20 protein-coding genes are annotated in these 24183 nt (G+C 49.8%); 9 read left to right on the top strand and 11 right to left on the bottom strand.

Annotation, left to right across the window (positions count from 1 at the left end; translation table 11 throughout):
• Nucleotides 1-6: 6 nt before the first annotated feature.
• Entirely contained in the window at nt 7-693 is a 687-nt protein-coding gene (locus tag ACKU4E_RS01970) for a GntR family transcriptional regulator (protein ID WP_320169411.1), read from the top strand.
• A 280-nt stretch (nt 694-973) separates the two neighbouring features.
• Here ACKU4E_RS01970 and ACKU4E_RS01975 read toward each other — a convergent pair whose 3' ends face one another.
• The 7 genes from ACKU4E_RS01975 to ACKU4E_RS02005 all read right to left on the bottom strand — a co-directional run bounded on the left by ACKU4E_RS01975 (nt 974) and on the right by ACKU4E_RS02005 (nt 9264).
• On the bottom strand, nt 974-1324 hold the full coding sequence (locus ACKU4E_RS01975) for a DsrE family protein (RefSeq protein ID WP_320169412.1): 351 nt from the start codon (nt 1322-1324) through the stop codon (nt 974-976).
• Nucleotides 1325-1626: 302 nt separating this feature from the next.
• Nucleotides 1627-2829, bottom strand: a complete 1203-nt coding sequence (locus ACKU4E_RS01980) for a nitrogenase component 1 (protein ID WP_320169413.1) — start codon at nt 2827-2829, stop codon at nt 1627-1629.
• 9 nt (nt 2830-2838) lie between these two features.
• Nucleotides 2839-4137 (bottom strand): nitrogenase component 1, encoded by a 1299-nt coding sequence (locus ACKU4E_RS01985; protein WP_320169414.1) that lies wholly within the window; start codon nt 4135-4137, stop codon nt 2839-2841.
• Between the two features lie 40 nt (nt 4138-4177).
• Nucleotides 4178-4930 carry a nitrogen fixation protein NifH gene (locus ACKU4E_RS01990; RefSeq protein WP_320169415.1) on the bottom strand — a complete coding sequence of 251 codons (753 nt, stop codon included), beginning with the start codon at nt 4928-4930 and terminating at the stop codon, nt 4178-4180.
• On the bottom strand, nt 4927-5937 hold the full coding sequence (gene hydE, locus ACKU4E_RS01995) for a [FeFe] hydrogenase H-cluster radical SAM maturase HydE (RefSeq protein ID WP_320169416.1): 1011 nt from the start codon (nt 5935-5937) through the stop codon (nt 4927-4929). The genes ACKU4E_RS01990 and hydE overlap by 4 nt, the downstream gene beginning before the upstream one ends.
• 26 nt (nt 5938-5963) lie before the next feature.
• The gene (locus tag ACKU4E_RS02000) at nt 5964-7589 is read right to left on the bottom strand and encodes a nickel-dependent hydrogenase large subunit (protein WP_320169417.1); all 1626 of its coding nucleotides are present in this window, start codon (nt 7587-7589) and stop codon (nt 5964-5966) included.
• Between the two features lie 340 nt (nt 7590-7929).
• Nucleotides 7930-9264, bottom strand: a complete 1335-nt coding sequence (locus ACKU4E_RS02005) for a glycosyltransferase family 2 protein (protein WP_320169418.1) — start codon at nt 9262-9264, stop codon at nt 7930-7932.
• 390 nt (nt 9265-9654) lie between these two features.
• On the opposite strand from ACKU4E_RS02005, the gene katG reads away from it, so the two are divergent.
• The 8 genes from katG (at nt 9655) to ACKU4E_RS02045 (ending at nt 19350) form a co-directional block, all read left to right on the top strand.
• Nucleotides 9655-11859, top strand: a complete 2205-nt coding sequence (gene katG / locus ACKU4E_RS02010; RefSeq protein WP_320169419.1) for a catalase/peroxidase HPI — start codon at nt 9655-9657, stop codon at nt 11857-11859.
• Between the two features lie 526 nt (nt 11860-12385).
• Nucleotides 12386-12724, top strand: coding sequence for a DsrE family protein (locus ACKU4E_RS02015; RefSeq protein ID WP_320169420.1), 339 nt, complete (start codon nt 12386-12388; stop codon nt 12722-12724).
• Between the two features lie 252 nt (nt 12725-12976).
• Nucleotides 12977-13576, top strand: a complete 600-nt coding sequence (locus ACKU4E_RS02020) for a DapH/DapD/GlmU-related protein (protein WP_320169421.1) — start codon at nt 12977-12979, stop codon at nt 13574-13576.
• 224 nt (nt 13577-13800) lie between these two features.
• Nucleotides 13801-14910, top strand: coding sequence for an MBL fold metallo-hydrolase (locus ACKU4E_RS02025; RefSeq protein WP_320169422.1), 1110 nt, complete (start codon nt 13801-13803; stop codon nt 14908-14910).
• A gap of 116 nt (nt 14911-15026) precedes the next feature.
• Nucleotides 15027-15956 carry a DUF362 domain-containing protein gene (locus ACKU4E_RS02030; protein ID WP_320169423.1) on the top strand — a complete coding sequence of 310 codons (930 nt, stop codon included), beginning with the start codon at nt 15027-15029 and terminating at the stop codon, nt 15954-15956.
• 1 nt (nt 15957) lies between these two features.
• Entirely contained in the window at nt 15958-17547 is a 1590-nt protein-coding gene (locus tag ACKU4E_RS02035; protein WP_320169424.1) for a 4Fe-4S binding protein, read from the top strand.
• 87 nt (nt 17548-17634) lie between these two features.
• Nucleotides 17635-18222 carry a hypothetical protein gene (locus tag ACKU4E_RS02040; protein ID WP_320169425.1) on the top strand — a complete coding sequence of 196 codons (588 nt, stop codon included), beginning with the start codon at nt 17635-17637 and terminating at the stop codon, nt 18220-18222.
• Between the two features lie 141 nt (nt 18223-18363).
• The gene (locus tag ACKU4E_RS02045; protein ID WP_320169426.1) at nt 18364-19350 is read left to right on the top strand and encodes a DUF3089 domain-containing protein; all 987 of its coding nucleotides are present in this window, start codon (nt 18364-18366) and stop codon (nt 19348-19350) included.
• A 296-nt stretch (nt 19351-19646) separates the two neighbouring features.
• Here the strand turns inward: ACKU4E_RS02045 and ACKU4E_RS02050 are convergent, their stop codons facing one another.
• The 4 genes from ACKU4E_RS02050 to ACKU4E_RS02065 all read right to left on the bottom strand — a co-directional run bounded on the left by ACKU4E_RS02050 (nt 19647) and on the right by ACKU4E_RS02065 (nt 24153).
• Nucleotides 19647-20489: a carbohydrate ABC transporter permease gene (locus ACKU4E_RS02050; protein ID WP_320169427.1), complete on the bottom strand. Its 843-nt coding sequence runs from the start codon at nt 20487-20489 to the stop codon at nt 19647-19649.
• A gap of 4 nt (nt 20490-20493) precedes the next feature.
• Nucleotides 20494-21588 (bottom strand): sugar ABC transporter permease, encoded by a 1095-nt coding sequence (locus ACKU4E_RS02055; RefSeq protein WP_320169428.1) that lies wholly within the window; start codon nt 21586-21588, stop codon nt 20494-20496.
• Between the two features lie 132 nt (nt 21589-21720).
• Entirely contained in the window at nt 21721-22980 is a 1260-nt protein-coding gene (locus ACKU4E_RS02060) for an extracellular solute-binding protein (RefSeq protein WP_320169429.1), read from the bottom strand.
• Nucleotides 22981-23055: 75 nt separating this feature from the next.
• Nucleotides 23056-24153: a sn-glycerol-3-phosphate ABC transporter ATP-binding protein UgpC gene (locus ACKU4E_RS02065; protein ID WP_320169430.1), complete on the bottom strand. Its 1098-nt coding sequence runs from the start codon at nt 24151-24153 to the stop codon at nt 23056-23058.
• Nucleotides 24154-24183: the final 30 nt, after the last annotated feature.

Raw genomic sequence — 24183 nt, forward strand, 5'->3', positions numbered from 1 at the left:
GCTTTTATGACAACCGATCAGAGTAAACAAACTGGAATAAGCAGTGTGGCAAAAGTGGCCGCCTCATTGAGGAGGGCTATTTTTGACGGAACTTTTTTGCCCGGTGATCAGCTGAAGGAAGTAGCTCTTTCCCGTTCCCTTGGGGTTTCCAGAGGCTCTGTGAGAGAAGCGCTGCGTATATTATCCATGGAAGAACTGGTGGCGCATCTCCCAAATAAAGGAGCTTCCGTCCGCAAATTGGATTTGGATGAAATTGAAGATATATTTTTGACCCGCCATATCCTGGAGATCAAGGCCTGCGAGAGCATTCCGACTGCCTCAGAACGACTGCTGGCCGATTTGGTGGAAAAGACCAAGGCGTATGAGGCTGTAGGTGAACTTGATGATCCGGTTACGATTGCCAACGCACATATTAATTATCACAGGGCGTTGGTCGGGTTGACCGGGAGTATAAAACTTGCTGACCTGGAAGAGAGCCTGATGCGGACTTTGCAGGTTATCATCGCCTGCATTGAAAATGACCGGGATGATACTCAAAATGAAATCGCCAACCACAAGCATATGACCGCGATGGTCCTGGCCGGTGATGTTGCCGGGGCAAAAAAATGGGTTGAGGACTATATTCCGAATGGAAAGGATTTTGTAATCCAGCATATTCTTTCACAAAAAAACACACTGAGGTTAGGCCGTTGATTGGTTTACGACCATTTCTGATAATTTTGTTTTTAGAAATTAATCCAGTCCTGAGGGGCTGGATTTTTATTTGCTGACGGCAGAACTGAAGTGAAATGCCTAGGACCAGATAATTCAGTTCCTTCAGGTGTAACGGTATCTTTTGTGGTGGCCGTGAGTCTCTAAGGTTAAGTCGCCGTCCGGTGTATGTTTGGATTTACAGGTAGTCCCTCTGTTCATTTCGCCCATGTACTGAGGGGTAAATACCCTTGAACCGGTGATCCAAGGGTATTTCCTGAAATTAGAAATTGAATACTTTTGCATCTGCCGCCATGTCGATGAGGTGGGGGCCGCCGTCCAACTGCATGTTTGAATGAAATGTAGCTTCGTCTAAATTGCGGTTGTTGGCGCACGGAGTACAAATGCCCGTCTTCACTTCATTCTCGATCAGGTAAGGCAGATAATCCTGAGGACAATCTCCTGTAGTTGTCTTCCGGGTCAAATCCCTGCCTGTGACCGCCCATTCTACGCCGCCGTCAATGAAGAACATATCCACATGATGCCCTTTACTGTGAGCGATCTTAGCGAATTGAAAGCATCTGGTTGCAGCTTCATTGTCATCTTTACTCAGCACAAATAAAAAATTAGCCATGATATCTCCCGTGATTTGTCTCGGTTATTCTGATCAGCATAAATACTAACCAATTAGAAGGTGCATAGCATAATATGCTGTATACAGGAACAGATTCGGTGAAGTGGTAATAGCTGACCGAAAGAGTAGATAAATTCGATTTTATTTCCGGTGCGGCTCAAGCTGCGGTGCTGTTTGATTAAATCATATGTGATAGTGAAGGCATTACTGTTGAGCAGAAAAATTTATCATGGAAGCGATATGTTTTCTGTATCGGAGCAAGTCGTTAAAGACTTGCTCCGATACTATAAGGGTGTATGTTTTTAGTCTTCCAACAGGCGTGAAGCCAGATACTCATATCCTTTGTCCGCCAGGTATTCATATTCCATATCCCAATGAATTCTTGCACTCATGGCAGTGTGGGGAACCGGAATGAATGAGGTGTCCCCTGCAAGCATGGAACGGTAGCACGGGTCGGCTATAATTAAATCCACGTCCGGATCGTTCATCAGCTTTTCTATCTGTTTTTCATCATCGGTGCTGAGGTCGCCCGGACCTTGCTCGACCAGCGTTCCCCTGCACCCTTCGTAGTCGAGAAAGAGCGCTCCACTTGGGGTGACGGAAACCACGTCCACTCTGTCCATTCCGAAATCATGGGCTAAAGAGTATTTTATCCCGTAGCTGAGCACCGGTTCGCCTATAATCACGGCGTGCTTGTATTTGGTGTATTCACTTATTTTGGATGGGATGGGGGTGTCTCCCTCAAGTATGTCCATAAATGCGTTACACCCTGCCAGCCCCACCGGCATACCCACTACAAAGGGAATTCCATAATCCTTAAACATGCGGTTTGCCAGATCCAGTCCGCTTGTGGATACAACGGCGTTAATTTCGGCGCCGGGGGCTTTGCGGATTCCTTCAAGCGGGTCGTTCTGTTCCGGTAGCGAGCCCGAGAAGTTCCCGACTATCTTGTAATTATTTTCGCTCAGTATATCTGTCAGTGGCTGGAAATGCGTCTCCTTGCCGGTGGAAAGGTGGATAGCCCCCAGAATGTTGATGCCGCCGGAAATTTTGGGTGTATCCGGGTCCATGAATCTGTCGGCAAGAGAGAGGAATGCTTTGGACGCACCTTCGGGATACGGTTCCGAACCGGCCGTAGGCACCATGAACACGGGTATGTCGATGCGTGATTCTATTGTCCGGGCAAAACCTTTGAGATCGGTTCCGATTATTTCGGAGATCGGGGTTCCGGTCAGAGCCACGAACCTGGAGTTCAGCCCTTTGGCCGTATCCACGATATTGTCGATGAATTTGTTGTCGTTTCCAAGGATGACGTCCATTTCCAGAAGTCCTGCGCCCACTACTGTGGCCGGGCCCCTGTACCATCGCGGCTCATCTTCGATGTTTATGTGCCATGCTCCGCCGGCCGGTCCGTATACAACAACAAGTCCTTCGAAATCGTATAATGCCGAACTGGCCCCGAAATAGCCTGTGGCTAAGGGGAGAAGGTGATGATATTCTTGCATATCTGATCCTTATATAAGAAAATCGTGGGCGTAGATCCAATCGTAGTTGTCGACCGGATTTTCCATTGCTTCGCAGGTTTGTTCCAGCATCCAGCCGGTGGCTTCATAGCCGTATTTCTGTTCCTGATAGCGCGAGAGGGGGACGTTGACCGCATTGGTGCAGAATATACCTGCATCAACTCCGTAGGCCACATCGATGTGGTCGAAGGTGGAGGTCTGTCCGCACAGGGCTGGATGTGAGGCGTTGTAGACCTGAATATCCGGTTTGATCGTGCGTAGCTGTTCAATTAATTTCCATTCATAGGGCTTGATGGTTCCCCGCGCAAACATGGTATCAACATTGATGCCGTTCTCCACAAGAAAGAGGGTCAGTTCGAAGGGGCTGCCGTTGATGCTGCATCCGACCGCGACTGATTTACTGCGCAGTTTATCCAGCATCGGTTGAGCGGCTTTTTGGGCATCGGCCGCAATTTCATCCACATACAGTTCTTTGCCCACCGCATCGCCGACAAGTTCATATTGTTTTTTGATGGTCGAAAAACCATACGAGGTGGGTGCAAAGCAGGTGGGGATGTCCATTTCACTTTCCAGCTTTCCGCTTAATCCGTTGGCCAGAGGATGAAGTACCACCGAAGCCCGCGCATGGGCCATGCGGGAGAAGGTTTCCAGGTCCGGGCAAAGCGGAATCTGGACTACGTCATTTAATCCTGCGGCTGAAAGAACCTGATAGAATTCCCCGGAATCGGACAATGGCATGAAGGTTCCGAGCAGATTGATCCGGTTTTCCTCCGGGTTGCGCTCTTCGTGTTTGAGAAATTCATAAAAGGAAGTATAGGCTGAAGTGAACGGAGATTCCTTGAGCCCGATGGTGATTGGCGCCATGGCTCCGAGAATGATCCGTTTGCCGGTGGATTTTTCCAGCCGTTTTATTACTCCGGTAAAATCCGTGCCGAGTATGTAGTCCGGACAGCCGACAATGAGAAAGGCGACTTTTTCTTCCCGGCGCGAGAGAATATCCGCCATGCCCTGTTCCACTTTGGGTAAATGGTTGCCCATGGACATATCCAGTTCCGACAGGCAGAGCATGTGGAAACGTTCGGTGAATCCCCTTGCGTGGGCCATGAATGCGGAATGGCGCAGGCAGGCCGAGGGGCCGATCATGATTGCCACGGACTGAGGAAGCAACAGGCAGGTCTCAATCACGCCCCATCCGGCCAGGTTCGGGCCGACGCCCTCAAGCGGTGCAAAAGGGAAATCTGATTTTTCCCGAAGCTGTTCCACCCTTATCCGGGTGTCATCCAAATTCATATCTGTTCTCCTGTGTTGGCGGTGCCTTGATAATATCCGGTTATTCGGCGAAATTAATGATGGTCCGGGCCAGATCAAAAAAACGTTCCGAAGTAGGCTGGGTCCTGTCTCCTTCCACGATGGTTTTTCCTTCCTCCTCAAATTTGTGAATAGTCGTATCCCGAGGGATGACGCCGATAATGGAGGTATCCATCCTGTGGGCGAATTCCTTCACCCGTTCCACTTCATCGGCCATGTCCCGGCAGTTGAGGATCAGCCCGCCAAGTTCGGCGTAGTTGCGGTCCGCGAAGTTGCGAAGGGCCAGAATGATGTTTTCGGCGGCCAGCAGGGCCATTTTTTCTCCGGAAGTGACAATACAGACCTTGTCTGCGAATCCTTCGCGCATTGGTACGGCAATTCCTCCGCATACGACATCGGCCAGAATGTCATAGAGGACCACATCCGGTTTGTAGATATCGTAGGCGTTCATTTCATCAAGCAGGTCGAAAGCTGTAAGCATTCCCCGGCCGAAACAGCCCACGCCCGGAGTGGGACCGCCTATCTCCATGCAGGTGACATTGCCGAAACCTTTCTGGGCGATGGCGTCCAGGGTTTCCGGTTTTCCATGCTCCTGAAGGTATTGCAGGATGGGCGGCGGGGGAGTGCCTCCAAGCAGGTTGATGGTCGAGTCTGTTTTGGGGTCACAACCCAGTTGCATGACGTTATGACCGTTCAGTCCCAGCGCGGCTGAAATGCCGGAGGTTACTGTCGACTTGCCTATGCCGCCCTTGCCGTAAATGGCTACCTTGATCAAAGTGTTGCTCCTTGCAGTTTGAGTGAATGGCCTTTGGTATGGTTTTCCGTCCTTCCGGCCCGAGCCAGCACGTTTCTCGCTTCATCCACGGAAACATAGCGCTTGTGGGTGGTAATCTGGAATTCATATTCGATTTTGTCTGTCTTGCTTTTTAAAAACGGATTGCAATTTGGCATCACAACATTGGCTCCGCCCTTGGTGAGTGCCTTGAATTGCCCGTTGTCCGGGTCCAGTGTGGCAACTGTGTTTGCTGCGGCTATATGCGAGTTGCCCGTGACTATCCTTGTAAGCGCGAAAGTCCTGAGCATCAGGTCCATATCGCCTGCTGGATCATCTTTTAGCGGTGTCTGGGCATGGGGAATGAAGGGACCTATGTTGATCATGTCCGGCTGGAAGTCCTGAAAAAAGAGAATGTCTTCACACAGGTCTTCCGGTGTCTGGCCCGGCAACCCGACTATATTCCCCACGCCGACCTGAAAACCGAGTTCGCGCAGCGTGTCGATGAGCCGCAGGCGGTCGACCAGTTTGAGGCCTGATCTCATGCGTGAATAGAGATCGGAATTCATGGTTTCATGTTTCATGAGATAACGCTCGGCACCGGCGCTTCTGAAGGCGGCGTAATCTTCACGGGAGCGCTGTCCCAGGCTCAAGGTTACGGCCACATCCGCTTTTCCCATGATGCGTTCGACTATGGAGCAGATTGTTGATCGAGTGAAATGCGGGTCTTCTCCAGATTGCAGAACCACAGTCTTAAGCCCCGCCTCGGCAATGGACAGGGCTGTCTCGACAATTTGGTCTTCGGTCATACGGAAGCGTTTACACTGGTCATTGTCCTTCAGGAGTCCGCAGTAGATGTCGTTACACCGGCAGTAGTTTGAAAAGTGCACCACTCCGCGTAGTTGGGCCGTATCTCCAACCTGATCCCGGCGTACCCGGTCCGCCTTTTCAAACAGAGTTTCCTGTCCGGATTCATCCAGAAGGGCGTCAAGAATATCTTTTCTATTCATCTTCCAAGTTCCTTTGGCGTTATGGGCTAGGCTGCGGTCACGGTTGTCAGACCTGTGTTATGGTCTTCGATCAATACGTAGCAGGTGTTGCATGGGTCCAGTTCATGTAGAGTCCTCAGGATTTCCACAGGATATTCCGGGTTTGATACCGGTGTCCCCATAAGGGCGTGTTCCAAAGGACCGGGCTCACCCCTGCTGTCGCGTGGAGAAAAATTCCATAATGATGGAATCAGATATTCGTGCTTGGTTATTTGTTTCCGATCCCAGTGTACGGTGTGAGTAAGAATACCCCGTGGCACGTCTACACGGCCTATCCCGGTTCCTTCTGCGGGTAGGGAGAAATCAACGTGATGCCGGTTTTCTGTTGTTACAAGAGATTCAAGTTTGTCCACGCTGCTGCAAATAGAATCCATCAAAGCGGAGGACTCTATCCCACGGGACAGGACTCTGCCCATCATGGAAGTCATGTCTTTAATGGATATTCCACAGTCACATGAAACGCGCAAAAAAGTCTGCTGCATTACGCTTTGCTCAGCACTTAAGTCGCAAAGAACTCGTGCCAGCGGTCCCACTTCGCACGCCAGATTTTTATGGCGCGGGGCAGGCAGCCAAAAAGAACGGGGGGCATTCCAGCTGAACAAAGGTCTGTCCTGTTTGGCGGATAGCCGATAGTTTCGGCGGTCCATGTCATTCCACTGTGGTTCACATTCTTCCCGGACGACCGGATTTTCGTAGCGGGAGAGTTCCCATGGTGCCGTCTGATCCTTTGAAATTTTCAATTTGCAGGTTGTTTCGTTCGCATACGCCATGAAAGATGTATTTTTACCCAGGCTGACCAAATGTGGATAGGCTTTAGCAAGCCTCGCCAAGTCTGAAGGGAAGGTTTTACAGATGAATGCCCGGCACTCTTCAAGGTGGGCGCGTAGTTCTTCAACGGTTGCTGCGTTTAAATTCAAGTCGGCGGGGAGCCCTCCTATGTGGTAGGCTTTGAACTCCTTCGGGGTGCAGCCCAGCAGTTTTAAGGCTTTTTGCAGGGAAAAACCGGCTTGCACAGATGAAAAAGCATGTCCGTGAAGCAGCAGGTGTAATTCTTCCCGGCCGCTGTATTCTCCATAACTATGTACCGATTTCAGTTCTTTGTCCGCCAGGGGGCGGAGATTGTCCTGAACGGAACGAAAGTGAGTTGCATTTTCTCCCCAGACAGATGTCATGCGGGCTGTTTTAACCGGATCGGCGCGTAGGGCAGCTTTTAAATTTACCCAGTCGGAAAGGTGAAATTGATAGAAATGCTGCAGGTGCGTCTGAATAAAACGTATGTCTTGAATCAATTCGCGCACTAAGATTGCGCTTTCGGGCAGAACTACGTCGGCGGAATTTTCAACGGCCCTTATTGCGGCGAGAGTATGGCCGTCATTGCATAGACAGTGTGCTTTGGGAGCGAAACAGAGCCGTCCTTGTCTGTCGTTTTTTCTTTGCAGCAACATATTTATGTCTCGCATCATGCGTCCGGTGCTCCATGCTTTGTCCACCCGCCCATCTACCAGACGAATACAGGTGACAAATGTGTTGCCCTGACACTGAACAATTTTTTGAGCGACAGAATCCGGCTTGGCTGGCGATTCGGCCAGACGAACGGCTACGGAATACGGCATTATGCCTCCTCATTTACCTGAGGAAAAGAGAAAGCGGGGAGTGGAAGGGCGACGCAGACGCAGAAAGGCGGCACGTCGTAACACGACACACTCGCCCTTGAGGTCAGAAATTCCCTTCCCGCAGGATGTGTAAATAATTAATCTGATATCTCATTAACCGCGCAAGTGCTACTAGTCAATAGAATGTATTGGTGTGTTGTGATAATTTTATAAAAAGTAGCACGATGTGCGAGGTCTTGTGGTTGGGGGGGGTGGGCGAGTATTTGCTTTCTTGGTTGTGGTGTGGATCAGTATGCTTCGAATGCGTGTACAGGTCTTTGAGGAATTTAAGTGCTTTTAGTCAGTTGTTTAAGTATGTTGACTCGGAAAAGTTTGCCACTATATCGTTGCCCTTGCCAAGATTGTTTTTCACTATCTCCACAAGTTTAGGCATTGATACTGAAGGGTTGGTTTTTACTATTTCTTTGAGCAAACCGAATGCTTTTTCTGGTTGTTGCAGTGCCGCATAGCTTTTAATTGCATGAACGTGATGGAATGTTTTTGCATCTTTGGATAATGAATTATAGATATGAATGTATTCTTCTGGGTCTGAGTTAACCATTGAATATGAAATACGCCAGCTGTTGTAGACTTCAATTTCGTAGTTGGATGATACTGCTTTAAATAAATCATTTTCAGAGTACCATCGTTGAGTCTGAGTGCAACCGGGATTTAAAATGTTGAGTAGGTGCTTGTAGGAAACCGGGTGTTTATAGAAAACACTGTCCCGGTTTTCTGTATACATCTCTCTGGCAACAAAATATCTTCTGATGTACCATGACATGTGCGGATTTTCACCTTTTTTCAGCGCGTCATAATATTCTTTGCCACCTAATCTGGATTTGCAGTTTTCATCGGGTAAAGCCAATTTTGCCAATCGCGGCAGGGTGTGATCAGGGGCCCGGAAATTGAAGTGTTGAATAACTACTGCGTGATCGGATTCAAGAAGTTTTGTGTTCGAAATGAACCTGTGAAAGCTTCCCTTTATCTTGATATCTACCCCGTCACTGTCAAATCTGATTATATTATGTTTGTCATGGGCCATTTTGCAATAAACGGCAAATCCATCGCTGTCGATAGCCTCAAATTGAAAATCAGCTGGATGAAAACCAGGTACATTATATGGAGGATTAAGTGGGTAGTGGTTAGCGAAAGTTCCACCTATGACCCGAACATTATCATCCTGATCCGCGATCATTTCGCGTATCGTTGCATAACCCGGTGCTGAAGGAAATTCATCCGCGTCACAGAATATCCACCATGATCGGTCTACAAGGCTGTTTTTGGCAGTATTGTTGATAAGTTCAGTGATTGTCTGAGCTTTAAGCTCATCTGAAAATTTTTCTGAATATATTTCATCATACAAAACAGCTCCGCCTTCAATAGCGCATTGCATTGTGTTGTCCGGGCTGCAGTTGTCTATAATAAAAACGGTGTCCACGCCTTGCATATATAGATTTTTAATTGTGGCTTCGATTATGTCGCTTTCATACCATGTGAAAACTGCTGCAAATAAGTTAAACGGTTTTTGTTTGAAACCACATTTATCGGATTGCAGAATCATCCTGACAGGAGCTCGTTGATCCGAAATATACCTATAATCAGAATTTTCAAATTTTTCTTTTTCTTCAGACATAAATTTTGAGAATGAGTTTGTGGGAATTGTATTTGACTGAGCATCGTTTTTTTGAACACAAATATAAATGCGCCAATGTTATTATATTGTTTTTGGGGAGTAAGCAACTGTGCAGTATAAATAGTCACAATAGCCATAAAATCGGTTTCAAGACTATTTAACGTCCTCATCTCGGCTTTTCATGACCAAATCAGAAAAAATTGGATTTAAGATCGCTGTGTCTCGTCCACAAAGATTTTATAGGCCGAAAAAAATTACAGGCGAAGGGCGGAGCATTCCCGCATTTGCTATAAATTCTGATTGCGCCTGATTAAATCCACAAATTGCTACACAAACATTATGAACTCGGATATTCTTTTAAGAAATATATTTTTAAAGGGAGGATTCGTTATGAGCAGTGAGAAGTGCCCCGTGACAGGTAAAACAGGCAAACAACTGGCCGGAGGCGGAACTCAAAACAGGGATTGGTGGCCTAATCAGATTAATCTTAATATCCTGCATCAGCATTCATCAAAATCCAACCCGATGGATAAGGATTTTGACTACGCCGCCGAGTTTAAAAAACTCGATCTCGCTGCTCTTAAACAGGATCTGTTCAAGTTAATGACCGATTCTCAGGATTGGTGGCCCGCTGATTACGGTCATTATGGGCCGTTGTTTATCCGCATGGCCTGGCACAGCGCCGGTACGTATCGCATGGGAGACGGTCGAGGGGGCGCAGGAACAGGCAATCAGCGTCTGGCTCCGCTGAACAGTTGGCCTGATAATGTGAATTTGGATAAGGCGCGCAGGTTGCTCTGGCCTATCAAGCAAAAGTACGGCCGCAGCATTTCATGGGCGGACCTTATGATCTTCGCAGGCAATTGCGCCATTGAATCAATGGGGTTGAAGCCGTTCGGTTTTGCGGGTGGACGTGAAGACATCTGGGAATCCGAAGAGGATATCTACTGGGGTGCAGAAGAAGAGTGGCTGGCAACAAGTGACAAGCCGCACAGCCGGTATTCCGGAGAGCGTGATCTGGATAATCCGCTGGCGGCAGTACAGATGGGGTTGATATATGTTAATCCGGAGGGTCCGGACGGTGATCCTGACCCGGTTGCATCTGCACACGATGTCCGCGAAACGTTTGCCCGCATGGCGATGAATGACGAAGAAACTGTCGCGCTCGTTGCCGGCGGGCACACTTTCGGCAAATGCCATGGAGCCGGTGATGCCTCCAATGTGGGCCCGGAGCCGGAAGCGGCTCCAATCGAAGAGCAGGGGCTCGGATGGAAAAGCAGTTTTGGCAGAGGAAAAGCCGGGGATACCATCTCAAGCGGGATTGAGGGCGCCTGGAAACCAAGACCGACCACCTGGGATAACGGATACCTTAAGGTGCTGTTTAAATATGAATGGGAACTGGTTAAAAGTCCTGCCGGAGCTAATCAGTGGCTGGCCAAGGACGTTGATGATGAAGACATGGTTGTTGATGCGCATGATCCCGGCAAGAAGCATCGACCGATGATGACAACTGCGGATCTGGCCCTTCGATTCGATCCCGTATATGAACCCATTGCGAGACGATATCTGGCCAATCCTGATGTGTTTGCAGACGCATTTGCCCGTGCTTGGTTCAAACTTACTCACCGAGATATGGGTCCGCGTTCCAGATATCTGGGGCCGCTGGTTCCGGATGAAGAACTCATCTGGCAGGACCCGGTTCCAGCGGTTGATCATCCGCTGATTGATGGACAGGACATATCAACGCTCAAGAAAAAGATATTGGCTACCGGGCTGTCCGTGTCGCAGTTGGTTTTCACAGCCTGGGCATCTGCTTCCACTTTTCGCGGTTCAGATATGCGGGGCGGCGCAAACGGTGCGCGCATTCGTCTTGCTCCGCAGAAGGATTGGGATGTCAATGAGCCCGGCAAGCTGGAAACAGTTCTGCGTGAATTGGGTAATATCCAAAAGGAATTTAATGCCGGGGATTCTGCCGGAAAGAAGGTTTCGCTGGCCGACCTTATTGTTTTGGGCGGATGTGCGGCGATAGAAAAAGCTGCTGCAAACGGTGGGCGGGAAATTAAGGTTCCTTTCACTCCCGGAAGGATGGACGCTTCTCAGGAACAGACAGATTCCGCCTCTTTTGCTGTGCTTGAACCGGTAGCAGATGGGTTCAGGAACTATCTGAAATCCGAGTTTGCAGTAACCGCGGAAAAATTGTTGCTTGATCGGGCTCAACTGCTAACTTTGACTGCGCCTGAAATGACAGTCCTTATCGGCGGGCTGAGAGTGCTTGATTCGAATTTCAAGCAGGCAAAGCACGGGGTCTTTACCAAAAATCCCGAAACGTTGAGTAATGATTTTTTTGTTAATCTGCTCGACATGTCCCTGGAGTGGAAAGGGACATCCGATGCCAATGTTTTCGAAGGCCGAAGCCGTTCCACCGGCGATCTTCTGTGGACCGGTACGAGGGTAGATCTTCTCTTCGGTTCTAATTCGCAACTAAGGGCTATTGCAGAAGTTTATGCCTGTGAAGATTCAAAGGAAAAGTTCATTAGAGATTTTGTCGCAGCGTGGGATAAGGTTATGAATTTAGACCGTTTTGATCTTGATTAAGGCGTTGATCGGCGGTGTCCCGGTTTATCCGGGGCACCGCTTTTTTGTTTTGTGGGATTTGTCGGTGGATATGTGGATAAGATTAAAGCAGCACATCTTCTCTCTCATTATTTTATTTAAAAATTAATATGTTACGGTATAGATTGCCGGATTTAGATCCTCTTGCTTTTTTATCTTTCGTGTCCTGAATAATATAGCCGCCCTGATCTTCAAATGCTTCATGTAAAATTAATATTTCATATGTATTTCATGATGTTTAGCAGGCTAGCGTAAGGCTGTTGCTCGTTGTTATGCATAATTTTGCCCGGTTGATTGTACTTGCTGCATGTTTTCTTTTTTAGTTCCCCTGTAAAATCAGCTCCCTGCTACTCCGATTAACCAGGCAGGGAAATTCTCATTGCACCATTCTCATGCTGCCGAATTACTACTAAGCAGGGTAGTGATGTCTTTTTTTACGTAAATCCGACATATGGATGAGGTGGAGATTTGGGCTTTGGTTTAGTTTTTACCAAAAGAAGGAACATTTATGAGTAACAAATTGAATATGTTGTGGACAAATGCCGATCCCGTTACTTCTGAACTGATGGTGATGATGTATGCGCACAATGCCATCAAGAACGGCTGGTGGGACGAGGTGCGGGTGATTGTCTGGGGTGCTCCGGCAAAGCTTGTAGCAGAAAATGTCCATATCCAACAGCTGATGGCTGATGCCAGAGAAGCCGGTGTTGAATTCAGCGCTTGTGAAGCATGCGCAAATCAGTTGGGAGTAAAGGCTCAACTTGAAGCTCTTGATCTTGAACTGAAGTTCTGGGGGGCTCCTTTAACCGAACTCATCAAAAATAATGAACATCTGATTACTATCTAATGATCAGAATGTATTGTAATATTTCAGACCATAAGGTCTGGTAATCTATTCAGCGGTTCTCCGGGTGCCGCTGGATAGAATACTGATGCAGACTCTTGCGGACCCGTGAAAGCGGGGCGGATTTCGTCTGCTCGGACATGGAAATGCCCTTGAAAATCTTCAGGGGCATTTTCTGTTTCAAATTGTTGGTAAAGGTTGATAGCTACCTGTATCCATACTTTTTTTAATCCGATCAAATGCAGAGGACATAAAATGGAACTTGAACAACTACTGGAAATATTTGATAGCGGCAGTCCCATAAAGGGCGGTTCCGAAGAGCACACGTTGCTCGTGAAGTACAGTAATGAAGCCATGCGCATAACAGCAGAACTGAATGGCTCATACCATACTCCGGAAGAGACCCGAAAGCTGATGTCGGAGCTTATCGGGAAACAGGTAGACGAGACTTTTATGGTGTTTCCACCGTTCTATACTGATTTCGGGAAAAATATTCATATCGGGAAAAACGTGTTTATCAATTCGTGCTGCAATTTTCAGGATCAGGGTGGGATCACCATCAAAGACGGAGCACTCATCGGACACAAAGTGGTTCTCGCTACTGTCAATCATGGATATGCCCCGGAAAAGCGGCAGCTGAACTACCCGGCTCCGATCGTAATCGGCAAAAATGTCTGGATCGGTTCAAGCTCCACTATCCTGCAGGGTGTGACCATCGGGGATGACGCCATTGTCGCGGCTGGAGCGGTGGTAACAAAGGATGTCGCTCCGGGCACGATAGTGGGCGGAGTTCCGGCGAAATTCATTAAAACCGTTGCCGAGGCGGAAAGGGAAAAGGAACTTTCCGGGAAGTAATATTTTTTTGCAGAAATAGTGCAGCTTTTATTTTTCGTGTCTGCCCTAATGCCTGGACTAAGGACGTTTCTGGCTTCGTAAAAAGTTCTTTTCCGCAGGATCAGGCAAGAAATATGGAGAATTGCGCATGCATCCGGGTCGGCAGGTATTGTATGAAAAGATATTAGCGTACTCGGAAATATCATAACGGATGTGGTGAAAAAATGTATAGATGGGGACACAGGATGCTTTTGCTGTTTTTGCTCATTATCGTATGCCTGACGATGGCCGCATGCGCTATTCTCAATCAGGAAAAATTCGGAAAAACTCCCGAAGGTGATCAACTTGTCCGGTTGGAATCGTCACCCAATTATTCTGACGGAGAATTCAGGAATCAGATTCCGACAACGGTTCTTGCGGAAGGGCAAAGCACCATTAAGATTATTGTGAACGGATGGTTTTCCAGTAAGGAGCGGTTGCGCCCGGAAGAGCCTCTTCCGACTGTGCGGACCGATCTTTCCGGTCCGGATGCTCTGGACCGGAACAAGGATGTTCTTATCTGGCTGGGCCATTCAGCGTATTTTATTCAATTGGGTGGCAGTCGTATTCTTGTGGACCCCGTTTTCAGTGATCACGCCGCTCCGTTTTCCTTCCTGAATAAGACTTTTCCGGGAACCGATCTCTATACCCCGGATGATATGCCGGAAATAGACTGCCTGCTTATAACTCACGACCATTGGGACCATCTGGACTATTATACTGTCCTTGCCCTGAAGCAAAAGGTCAGGGAAGTAATCTGCCCTCTGGGTGTCGGAGCATATTTCGAGTTCTGGGGATATCCCAAAGATAGAATACGCGAAGTCGACTGGTATACGACTGTAAATCATGAAAACGGGCTTTCCGTTTCGGCCGTTCCGGCCAGACATTATTCCGGCCGGTCATTCTCCAAAAACAAGACCCTCTGGGCCGGTTTTGTCATTGAAGCTGACGGGCGGCGTATTTTTCTGAGCGGCGATAGCGGGTACGGGCCGCATTTCAAGGACATCGCAAATAAATTCGGTAAGTTCAATCTGGCAGCATTGGATGGAGGGCAGTATGATTCCCGCTGGCCCCTTATTCATATGACCCCGGAAGAAGCTGTGCGTGCCTGCGAGGATCTCGGAGCTGAAAACATGCTCCTTGCCCATGTGGGCAGGTTTTGTATTTCGGCGCATTCCTGGGATGAGCCGTTTATACGGGCGGCTGAGGCCGGTAGGGGCAGGGATTTCCATCTCCTTACCCCGAAGATCGGCGAGCCGGTAAATCTTGACGGTTCGGGGAATGATTTTACCGCCTGGTGGGAAGGTCTTAATTAAGGTAATTATTGTCGTAGCTCTGCTGGCTGGGAACATGGATATAGCCGTATTGACGCATTAGGTTGATCGTAACGTTAACTGTTTCTACATGGGTTAATAACCAGGGAGGAATCATTATGGATCGGCGCGATTTTATAAAAAAAGTTGTCAGTTGCGGAATAGTTGCCGGATCGACTTTGGCGCTCGGCAGGGTGGACAGTTTCTGGTCTGCCGCCATTGCCTCCGAACCAGATACTCACTGGGATCTGATCGCCGTCCGTGGCGGTGAGCCCGATGTCATGTTTGATGCCGCTATCGATGCTTATGGCGGCATGCAGAATTTCGTCACCCGCGGAAGCAGGGTTGTTGTAAAACCGAATGTTGGTTGGGATGTGTCTCCGGAACTGGGGGCAAACACCAACCCTCTGCTTGTCGGCAGGATTGTGGAGCACTGCGTTGAGGCCGGAGCTGCCGAAGTTGTTGTCTTTGACCATACCTGTGATAACTGGCGGCAATGCTACATAAACAGCGGAATCAGAAAAGCGGTTGAGCAGGCCGGAGGAAAAGTGATTTCAGCCGACAGTCAGGAATACTATCGGGAGGTCTCCGTTCCGCAGGCGAAAAGGCTGAAGAGCACAATGGTCCATAAAGCCCTGCTTGATGCCGATGTTTTTATCAATGTGCCGGTGCTCAAAGACCATTCTTCCACCAGAATTACCGCCGGAATGAAAAACTCCATGGGGGTCGTCTGGGATCGCTGGTACTGGCATCGCAATGACCTTCATCAATGTATTGCGGACTTCGCGTCCTTTCGCAAACCGGACCTGACGGTTGTTGACGCGTATAACGTCATGAAGCGTAACGGCCCGAGGGGAATATCCGGTAATGATGTCATGGCAATGAAGGCGCAGGTTCTTTCCACTGATCCTGTTGCCGCAGATGCGGCCGCAGCCAAGCTGTTCGGAGTTGAGCCTGCTGAAATAAGACACATCCGTCTGGCGGCGGAAATGAATCTTGGCCGGATGGAGCTCAAGGACTTGCACATCAACCGAATCAAACTGGGCTAGGATGTCTTACCGGTATCTGAAAACTGCGCGGGTGGTCATTTCTGTTGCGTTCCTTGTCTCGATTTCATTCCTGTTTTTAGATTTCAGGGAGATCGGCGCAAGGAAAATTGCAGAAGAAGTGCTTTACCTGCAGTTCGTGCCATCATTTCTGAAATTTATAAGTGAGGCTGCACTTGGTGCCGCCGGTTTTCTTTTTGTGCTGGGAGCAACTCTGCTGTTCGGGCGTATATACTGTTCCTTTGTCTGTCCCCTCGGTTCATTGCAGGATGCTTTCAGCCGGGTTGCTCATATCAGGCGCTTTCGGTCCGCTAAAAAGCGCTACAGGTATTCCGCACCGCACAACGTATTGCGCTATGGAATCCTTGCCTTGACCGTGATCTTTCCGGCCGTCGGCATAGGATTGCCTCTCAATATTCTGGATCCGTTCAGTAACTTCGGCAGAATTCTATCCGACATTGCCCGGCCAGTAGTCCTCATCATCAATAATGCGACAGCATATCTGGCTGAAGCTTTCGGCTATCCGGGAGTGTATCATGTTCAGATGCCGTCCGTATCCATTGTTTCTTTGGGTACGGCTTTTCTTATGTTGCTGGTGGCGGGCTGGTTGAGTGCGCGGCATGGGCGGCTGTATTGCAATTCAATCTGTCCGGTTGGCACTCTGTTGGGACTCATATCCAAATATTCGCTCTTCCGCGTCCGGATAGTTCCTTCCGCGTGCCGGGAGTGCGGAGCATGTGAGCGTATCTGCAAGTCCGGCTGTATTGATATTGGGAAAAAGTCCGTTGATCCAACCCGCTGTGTCGGGTGCTACAACTGCCTTTCCGTCTGTCCGGATCAGGCCATGCGGTTATCCTTTGCTATTCCGAAGGATTCGGAACGGGAAGTCCCGCCTGCCGGGCGCAGGAATTTTCTGACTGTATTTACCGCACTGGGACTCGGTTTTGTTGCTTCAAGGGCTGAAGCGCAACAAGTTAAACGGATAATTCAAAGCCGTCCTACCGTGATACCGGAAAAAAGGACCAGTCCGATTTCTCCTCCCGGATCAATGGGGGTAGAGCAATTCCTTTCCCAATGCACCGCCTGCCATCTGTGCGTTTCAACCTGTCCCTCACGGGTGCTCGTTCCGTCATTTCTGGATTATGGTTTGAACGGGATCATGATGCCGCAGATGTCATTTCTCTCCGGTCATTGCAATTTTGATTGCACAGTCTGTTCCGAGGTCTGCCCCAGCGGAGCGATTCGTCCGTTGGACAAAGAGAAGAAGCACAGTACTCAAGTCGGTGTGGCTGAATTTATCCGTGAGAACTGTGTTGTCTATACTGATAATACCAATTGCGGAGCCTGTTCCGAACATTGTCCGACCAAGGCTGTGCATATGGTGCCGTATGTCGGAGGGGTCGACCGCAGGCTTGTAATACCTGAAGTTGACGCGACTCTTTGCGTGGGGTGTGGAGGGTGTGAGCATGCCTGCCCAACGCGGCCGTACAAGGCTATTTATGTAAATGGAAATCCCGTGCATAAACTTGCCAGAAAGCCGGAAGAGAAACCTTTGGAACAGCCTGTTGATGACATTGGAGATTTTCCATTCTGATGATTTAATCAGTCCTTGAATATGTTGCAGGAAGGCTTTATCTGTTTCCGTGTTCCATGATCGTGTTTAAAATAAATGGAGACGGATATGAGCAGTATTGATGAACTGGCGGCGTACAATCAGCAGCGCGCACAGCATGTTCTTGATGAGACGGGGATTTTGAATATCTGGAGTGATTGCGGCATCCGGGCAGAATTGGTCGGTTCCATGCGTATGGGGCTTTTGATGCGTCATCTGGATATCGATATGCATGTCTATTCCGATCCGTTTTCCATTGCAGCAGGATTCGAAGCCATGTCTCGTCTGGCGCAGAACCCTCGTGTTCGTCACATTGAATACACCAACCTTCTGGACGCCGAAGATCAATGCCTGGAATGGCATGCCTGGTATGATGCCCCTGACGGCGATACCTGGCAGATTGACATGATGCAGATTCATGCTGATTCCCGTTACGCGGGATATTTCGAACGTGTTGCGGATGCAATCCGCGCCAGCCTGACTCCGGAAACCAGATCTGCCATTTTAGGAATCAAAAATGAAATTCCGGAAGGGCAGAAGATCATGAGCATAGAAGTATATCAGGCCGTGCTTCGTGACGGTGTACGCAATTTTATTGATTTCATGGAGTGGAAGAAACGAATTCCTGCGCAGGAAATCATCGAGTGGATGCCATAGCTGTTGTGAACTTAACTTTATGATTCTATACAGGAAGTTCGCATTGTATCAGGCTGAAAAAATTTGGACATTAGCATTTATCTTCTATATTAATTCCGGTAATAATATGGTCCGCAACATATGAATTACAACGGAGGAAATATGAAGATATTGCGACAAGCCGGGTATTGCGTTTTGCTCTGCATGCTTTTGGCCGCCGAAAGCTGGGCTGCCGGAGATAACCCCTGCGAGATTCCGGCCTGCCCGGATTATTCAAAAGATATCTGCTGGGCATCCAGACCTACGGTTACGGACAAGGCGGTGGATGTTTTTTATGTGTATCCCACCATTTATCCCGGCACCTGCCCTAAAAATATGGACATCTTCAATAAGGAGTTGCGGGCCGACGTTCAGGGGCTGCTCAAGGCTCAGGCCGGGGTTTATTCCTCCAGTGCAAACCTTTTTGCTCCGTACTACCGTCAGGTTTCTTTTTCCTGTCTGAATCCGAACGAGGACATGGCCCTCAATACCTATTTCCGCATCGGTGCGGACGATGTGCACCGGGCTTTCGATTACTACATGAGTTTTCTGAACAAGGGGCGGCCTTTCATTCTGGCTTCTCACAGTCAGGGTTCGGTGGTTATGCTTGATTTGCTGAAGAACCGTTTTCATGATCCTAAACTGCAGAAACAGTTGGTAGCAGCTTATGTGATAGGATACTCGGTTACGAAAGACGATCTGAAGAATTATCCCTGGATAAAAGCTGCGCAAAAGGCCGATGATACCGGCGTAGTCATTTCGTGGAATACTCAGGCTCCCGGAGCGACCGGTTCACCTGTTCTTAGACCGGGGGCGATCTGCATAAATCCTTTGAACTGGACCACGGATGAAACTCCTGCGGGCAAGGAACTCAACATCGGAGCCGTCTTTTTTGATGATTTCAAGGGCACGGTAAAAAAAGAAGTTCCGCACTATACCGGCGCCAAGGTAGATAAAAAGACCTCGGCTCTGGTTACAACTCCGCCGGAGAAACTGGAAATAGGCCATTTCCCGAAGGGTGTGCTGCACAAGTTCGATTACGCGTTCTGGTACCGGAATATCGAGCGTAATGTAAAGCAGCGCATTGACGCATACTTGAAGAAGCTTTGAAGAAGCTGTATTTGGGATTTCTGGTTTTCGGCCTGGCTATGCAGAATTTTAGATTAAAGTGACAACTCTCAATACAGCAATTTAAACTATCAGGGATTCCAAAGGGTCGCGGACATCTCTGCTCTCCATATCCCTAAGACTCAAAGCGAGCTTTTCGCCTAATGGTTAATGGGCCTTTGGCCGCCGGCGGCGAAATCAAATTATTAAAAGCGCAAAGCGCATCAAATTTAGATTCAAACAATCAAAAGCCCCGTTATGTTCACATAGCGGGGCTTTTGACGTTGTAGCTTAAGGGACTATTCCTTGACCGAACCGGCAAGGAGACCGCGTATGAAGTAGCGGCCGAGGAAAATGTAAATGGCCAGAACCGGTGCGGCCGCCATGATGGAGCCGGCCATGGGCAGGTTCCAACTGACTGCCTGTCCGCCTGCAAGCTGAGCCAGCCCCACGGTTATGGGGTTGTCCGCGTGGCGGGTCAGGCAGATGCCCCAGAGGAATTCGTTCCATATCTGGGTTACCTGCCAAAGGCTGGTCACCACGAATCCGGGAATGGAAAGGGGAAAGACAATGCGCGTATAGATGGAAAAGAATCCGGCTCCGTCCAGCCGTGCGGACTCGATCAGGGCGGTCGGAATCTGGGCGTAGAAGTTGCGGAAAATCAGCGAGGTTATGGGCAGCCCGTAAACCACGTGCGCGAGAATAAGTCCGGGCAGTCCGCCGTAAAGATTCATCGCCCGCAGGGTCTGGAACAACGGGATGAGAATTACCTGATACGGGATGAACATGCCGAAAAGGAACAGGGTGAAGACCAGCTCGCTTCCCTTGAATTTCCATTTGGAGAAAACATAGCCGTTGAGTGAGCCTAGTACCGTGGAAAGGGCGGTGGCGCACACGGTCAGTATTACCGAGCTTACTATGTTCGGCTTGAGCAGGCCCAGTGCATCGGAAAAACTCGACCAGTTGAACTTGTCCGGCAGTTCCCAGGCTGTGGGCAGGCTGATGTCTGCCGGTGGTTTCAGTGCCGTTACCAGTGCCATGTATGCGGGCATGAGGAAGAAAACGGCCAGCAGCAGGAGTGTGCCGTAAAGCAGGATGGAGCCCGGTGTGATGCCGGTCTTCTTTGTTGTTGCCGTACTCATTTTTCTAACCTCGGTTCCTTTGTTTGTACTGGCTTATCACATACGGGACGATGAACATGGCTGCCACCACGAAAAGGACTATGGCTATGGCCGCGCCCCTTGCGAAGTCGTTGGCGCGGAAGGTGGTCATGTACATGTTCAGGGCCGGGTGCCCGGTCTGGGCGTTGTCCGGTCCGGTCATGGCGAAAATGATGTCGAACATTTTGAGTGAAATGTGCGAAAGAATTATCACCGCGCTGATGGTGATGGGCTTGAGCATGGGAATGGCGACATGACGGTAGTAGTCGGTGTGGCTTGCTCCGTCCAGCATGGCCGCATCGCGCAGGTCCTGTGAAATTCCGTTGAAACCGGCCAGATAGAGGGCCATGGTGTAGCCGGAATACTGCCAGACCGTGGCGATTATGATTCCAAGCGTGGCCAGGTTGAACCCGTGGTTTTCTTCCATGAAAAGTGCTTCCGGCAGCAGGCTTCCGCCGAGCCATGCGAACAGCCCGATGGCCACTCCGGGGCCGAGCCAGCGTTTAAGGGCCTTGTTCGGAGATTTTTTCAGCACGAACAACCCTGCCAGTATGAGAATGAAGGAAGCGATATAGAGCAGAATCTGGAACAGGTTCTGCCAGTTGAATTCCAGTATGGCCTTCGTGGAGGATGTCCACTGGAAATTCAGTGCGGAAAAACCGAAATAGGTGGGCAGCACGTTCACTCCGCCCTGCGGGGCCAGCAGCCAGCGCCAGATGGTCCCGGAAACTATGAAGGACAGAGACATGGGATAAAGGAAAATTGTGCGCAGCACGTCTTCGCCTCTGGGTTTCTGGTCAAGCAGAATGGCGATGAACATGCCCAGACCTATGGCGCCCGCAAGCAGCATTATCGAATAATAAACAGCGTTGACCAGATCCTGTCTGAATCCGCTGGACAGGAAACCGGTGAACAGGTCCACGTAATTGTCCAGCCCCACGAAGTTCATTTGAGGATTCAGGGCCAGTGATCCTGAGCCTCCCCAGTCTGTCATGGAAATCCAGATAGTATTGCCTATGAACCCGTAGACGAAAATCGCGATCAGGATGATGGAAGGCAGAAGGGTTAAAAACGCTTTCATCCTGTCTCTTGATGCTTCCCGCATATGCCGCCCCTTTTAGGGGCCGCGCCGCCTGAGCGGCACGGCCTGTTTTCATCTTTCTACCGAAATCGGCCGGGTTGCCTGTTTCGGTCTGTCTTTTGGTTTGGTTCTTTATTTGCCTATCTGGGCCTTGTTAGCCAACTGCTGGCATGCCTTGGCGGCAGCGCCGGCATTTTTGGTCTTGAGGAACATTTCCATGACCTGTGCAAAGCCGCCCATGAAGGTTTCGTTGGCAGCTACGCCGTGAGCCAGCGAACCGACGACTCTGTCCTGACTGAAATCCTTGGCTGCGGACTGCAGGTAGGGATTGTATTTGCTCAGGTCGGAGTCCTTGCGGGCGGAGATTGAACCCTTGAGGGGGTTGAATGCATCGCTGCCTGCTTTGGAACCGAGGATTTCGAGCCATGCAATGGCGTTGTCACGGTTCGGCGCGCCCTTGGGCAGACCGAAGGAGTCGGCCAGGAACATGAATTCACCGGTGCTGCCGGGAGAAGCGGACCATCCGAAATCTTCACCGGGGACCATTTTCTTGGTGGTAACCATGTAGCCTGCGGCCCAGTCGCCCATGATATTGAATGCGGCGCGGCCGTCTATGACCATATCGGTTGCCTGCTGCCAGGAAAGTGATGATGCGTCAGAGTTGGTGTACTTGAGGATTTTGCCGAAAAGTGCCCATGCTTTGACCACGTCCGGGCTGTCGAACTTGAGCTTGCCTGCCCACAGGGCATCCCATTTGTCTGCGCCGAGGGAGGCGAGAGCAACGGATTCCCAGAGATGGTTGGCGGTCCAGTTCTGAGCCAGAGCCAGGGGAACAATGCCTTCCTTCTGGAGCTTGGGAGCGATCTTGAGGAAGTCTTCCCAGGTCTTGGGAACTTCAACTCCCCATTTCTTGAGGTTGGCGGGGATGTACCACATTACATTGGAGCGGTGTACGTTGACTGGCACGGACCAGATACCCTTGTCTGTTCCGATGAGTTTGATCAAGCCTTCGGGGAAAACTTCCATCCAGCCCTGTTCTTTGAACAGGGGGGTAAGGTCTTCCATGCGGTCGGCCTTGACCCATGTTCCGATGAGTTCCTGACCGGCGTGAACCTGAAAGCTGTCCGGAGGTTCGTTACCGAGCATGCGGGTCTTGAGCACAGCCTTGGCATTGACCCCGGAACCGCCGGTAACGGTGGCGTCAATAATTTTGACGTTGGGGTGTGCGGCCTTGTATTGTTTGATCAGGGCCTGTAGGGCAGGGCCTTCATCTCCTGCCCACCAGGAAAAAATTTCGAGATCGCCGCTGAGTTCCTTGGCCTGCGAGACCTGCGGAACAGCCAGCAGCAAAGCTGCGGCAACCACCAGACACAACTTTGCCAATGTTTTCATGAATTCCTCCTATTGTTTGAAACAATCAACATCCTATCCTTGAACCGTTATGGAACAACGCTTCACCTGAAAATCCTAGTAAAGCGCTTCTTGCGTTTCCGGATCGAAAAGCACCATTCGGTCAAATTCGAATCCGATGGGAACCGTTTCTCCGGGGTGGGCCACAACCCGGCCTTCGACCTCGGCGATAAGTTCGTTTTCGCCGTCTATAACTATTTCCAGCAGCGAGTGTGCTCCGAGTATTTCCGAAACCACCACTTCGCCGCTGCACCACCAGTCCTTGGGCAGTCTTTCTATATTGCGGCCCATCTTAATGGAGTCCGGGCGGATTCCGGCAAGAACCGGTGCTCCGTCCGTAAGTCCGGCGGCAACGCCGTCCTGTATCGGAAATCTTGTGCTGCCGATGACCACGAATCTTTTACCGTCAATGAGACGGCATTTTCCTTCCAGAATATTCATGGGCGGGTTGCCTATGAATCTGGCCACAAAAACGTTGTTCGGCTTTTCGAAAACTTCAACCGGGGTCCCGACCTGCTGGATGTAACCGTCCTTGAGAATAACTATGCGATCAGCCAGGGTCATGGCTTCAATCTGGTCGTGGGTTACGTAGATGGTGGTAGTTTTCAGCTGCAGATGCATTTTGCGCAGTTCCATGCGCATCTGGGTTCTGAGCTGGGCGTCAAGGTTGGAGAGCGGTTCGTCAAAGAGGAATACGTCCGGGTTGCGGACCATTGCCCGGCCCATGGCAACTCGCTGTCTCTGCCCGCCGGAAAGTTCCGAAGGCTTGCGGTGCAGGTAGGGTTCGAGTTCCAGAATTTTTGCAACGTCATGGACCCTCTTCTCGATCTCATCCTTGCTCTTCTTGTGCATTTTCAAGGAGAAACCCATGTTCTCGCTTACCGTCATGTGCGGATAAAGAGCGTAGTTCTGGAAAACCATTGCCACGTTGCGGTCCTTCGGGGAGACTGTGTTGACCACCCGTTCTCCGATGCTGATGTCGCCGTCACTCAAGTCTTCAAGACCGGCCACCATGCGCAGCAGAGTTGATTTTCCGCAACCGGAAGGGCCGACCAGAACGATGAATTCATTGTCCCTGACCGAGAGATCAACTCCGTGGATAACCTCGACCGATCCATACCGCTTGACCACGTTTTTCAGTTCTACGTTTGCCATGTCATTCTCGCCTTGATCGTTTTGGTTTCC

The sequence above is a fragment of the Maridesulfovibrio sp. genome, from assembly GCF_963677005.1.
In the GTDB taxonomy this organism is placed as follows: domain Bacteria; phylum Desulfobacterota; class Desulfovibrionia; order Desulfovibrionales; family Desulfovibrionaceae; genus Maridesulfovibrio.

Excerpts from the sequence above, each read along its gene's own strand:
- hydE (WP_320169416.1), bottom strand. The coding sequence starts at position 5,937 with ATGAATAGAAAAGATATTCTTGACGCCCTTCTGGATGAATCCGGACAG.
- ACKU4E_RS02040 (WP_320169425.1), top strand. The coding sequence starts at position 17,635 with ATGAGCAGTATTGATGAACTGGCGGCGTACAATCAGCAGCGCGCACAG.
- ACKU4E_RS02005 (WP_320169418.1), bottom strand. The coding sequence starts at position 9,264 with ATGTCTGAAGAAAAAGAAAAATTTGAAAATTCTGATTATAGGTATATT.
- katG (WP_320169419.1), top strand. The coding sequence starts at position 9,655 with ATGAGCAGTGAGAAGTGCCCCGTGACAGGTAAAACAGGCAAACAACTG.
- ACKU4E_RS02015 (WP_320169420.1), top strand. The coding sequence starts at position 12,386 with ATGAGTAACAAATTGAATATGTTGTGGACAAATGCCGATCCCGTTACT.
- ACKU4E_RS01975 (WP_320169412.1), bottom strand. The coding sequence starts at position 1,324 with ATGGCTAATTTTTTATTTGTGCTGAGTAAAGATGACAATGAAGCTGCA.
- ACKU4E_RS02065 (WP_320169430.1), bottom strand. The coding sequence starts at position 24,153 with ATGGCAAACGTAGAACTGAAAAACGTGGTCAAGCGGTATGGATCGGTC.
- ACKU4E_RS02035 (WP_320169424.1), top strand. The coding sequence starts at position 15,958 with ATGTCTTACCGGTATCTGAAAACTGCGCGGGTGGTCATTTCTGTTGCG.
- ACKU4E_RS02000 (WP_320169417.1), bottom strand. The coding sequence starts at position 7,589 with ATGCCGTATTCCGTAGCCGTTCGTCTGGCCGAATCGCCAGCCAAGCCG.
- ACKU4E_RS01985 (WP_320169414.1), bottom strand. The coding sequence starts at position 4,137 with ATGAATTTGGATGACACCCGGATAAGGGTGGAACAGCTTCGGGAAAAA.
- ACKU4E_RS02050 (WP_320169427.1), bottom strand. The coding sequence starts at position 20,489 with ATGAGTACGGCAACAACAAAGAAGACCGGCATCACACCGGGCTCCATC.
- ACKU4E_RS01970 (WP_320169411.1), top strand. The coding sequence starts at position 7 with ATGACAACCGATCAGAGTAAACAAACTGGAATAAGCAGTGTGGCAAAA.
- ACKU4E_RS02025 (WP_320169422.1), top strand. The coding sequence starts at position 13,801 with ATGCTTTTGCTGTTTTTGCTCATTATCGTATGCCTGACGATGGCCGCA.
- ACKU4E_RS02020 (WP_320169421.1), top strand. The coding sequence starts at position 12,977 with ATGGAACTTGAACAACTACTGGAAATATTTGATAGCGGCAGTCCCATA.
- ACKU4E_RS02060 (WP_320169429.1), bottom strand. The coding sequence starts at position 22,980 with ATGAAAACATTGGCAAAGTTGTGTCTGGTGGTTGCCGCAGCTTTGCTG.
- ACKU4E_RS02045 (WP_320169426.1), top strand. The coding sequence starts at position 18,364 with ATGAAGATATTGCGACAAGCCGGGTATTGCGTTTTGCTCTGCATGCTT.
- ACKU4E_RS02030 (WP_320169423.1), top strand. The coding sequence starts at position 15,027 with ATGGATCGGCGCGATTTTATAAAAAAAGTTGTCAGTTGCGGAATAGTT.
- ACKU4E_RS01980 (WP_320169413.1), bottom strand. The coding sequence starts at position 2,829 with ATGCAAGAATATCATCACCTTCTCCCCTTAGCCACAGGCTATTTCGGG.
- ACKU4E_RS02055 (WP_320169428.1), bottom strand. The coding sequence starts at position 21,588 with ATGAAAGCGTTTTTAACCCTTCTGCCTTCCATCATCCTGATCGCGATT.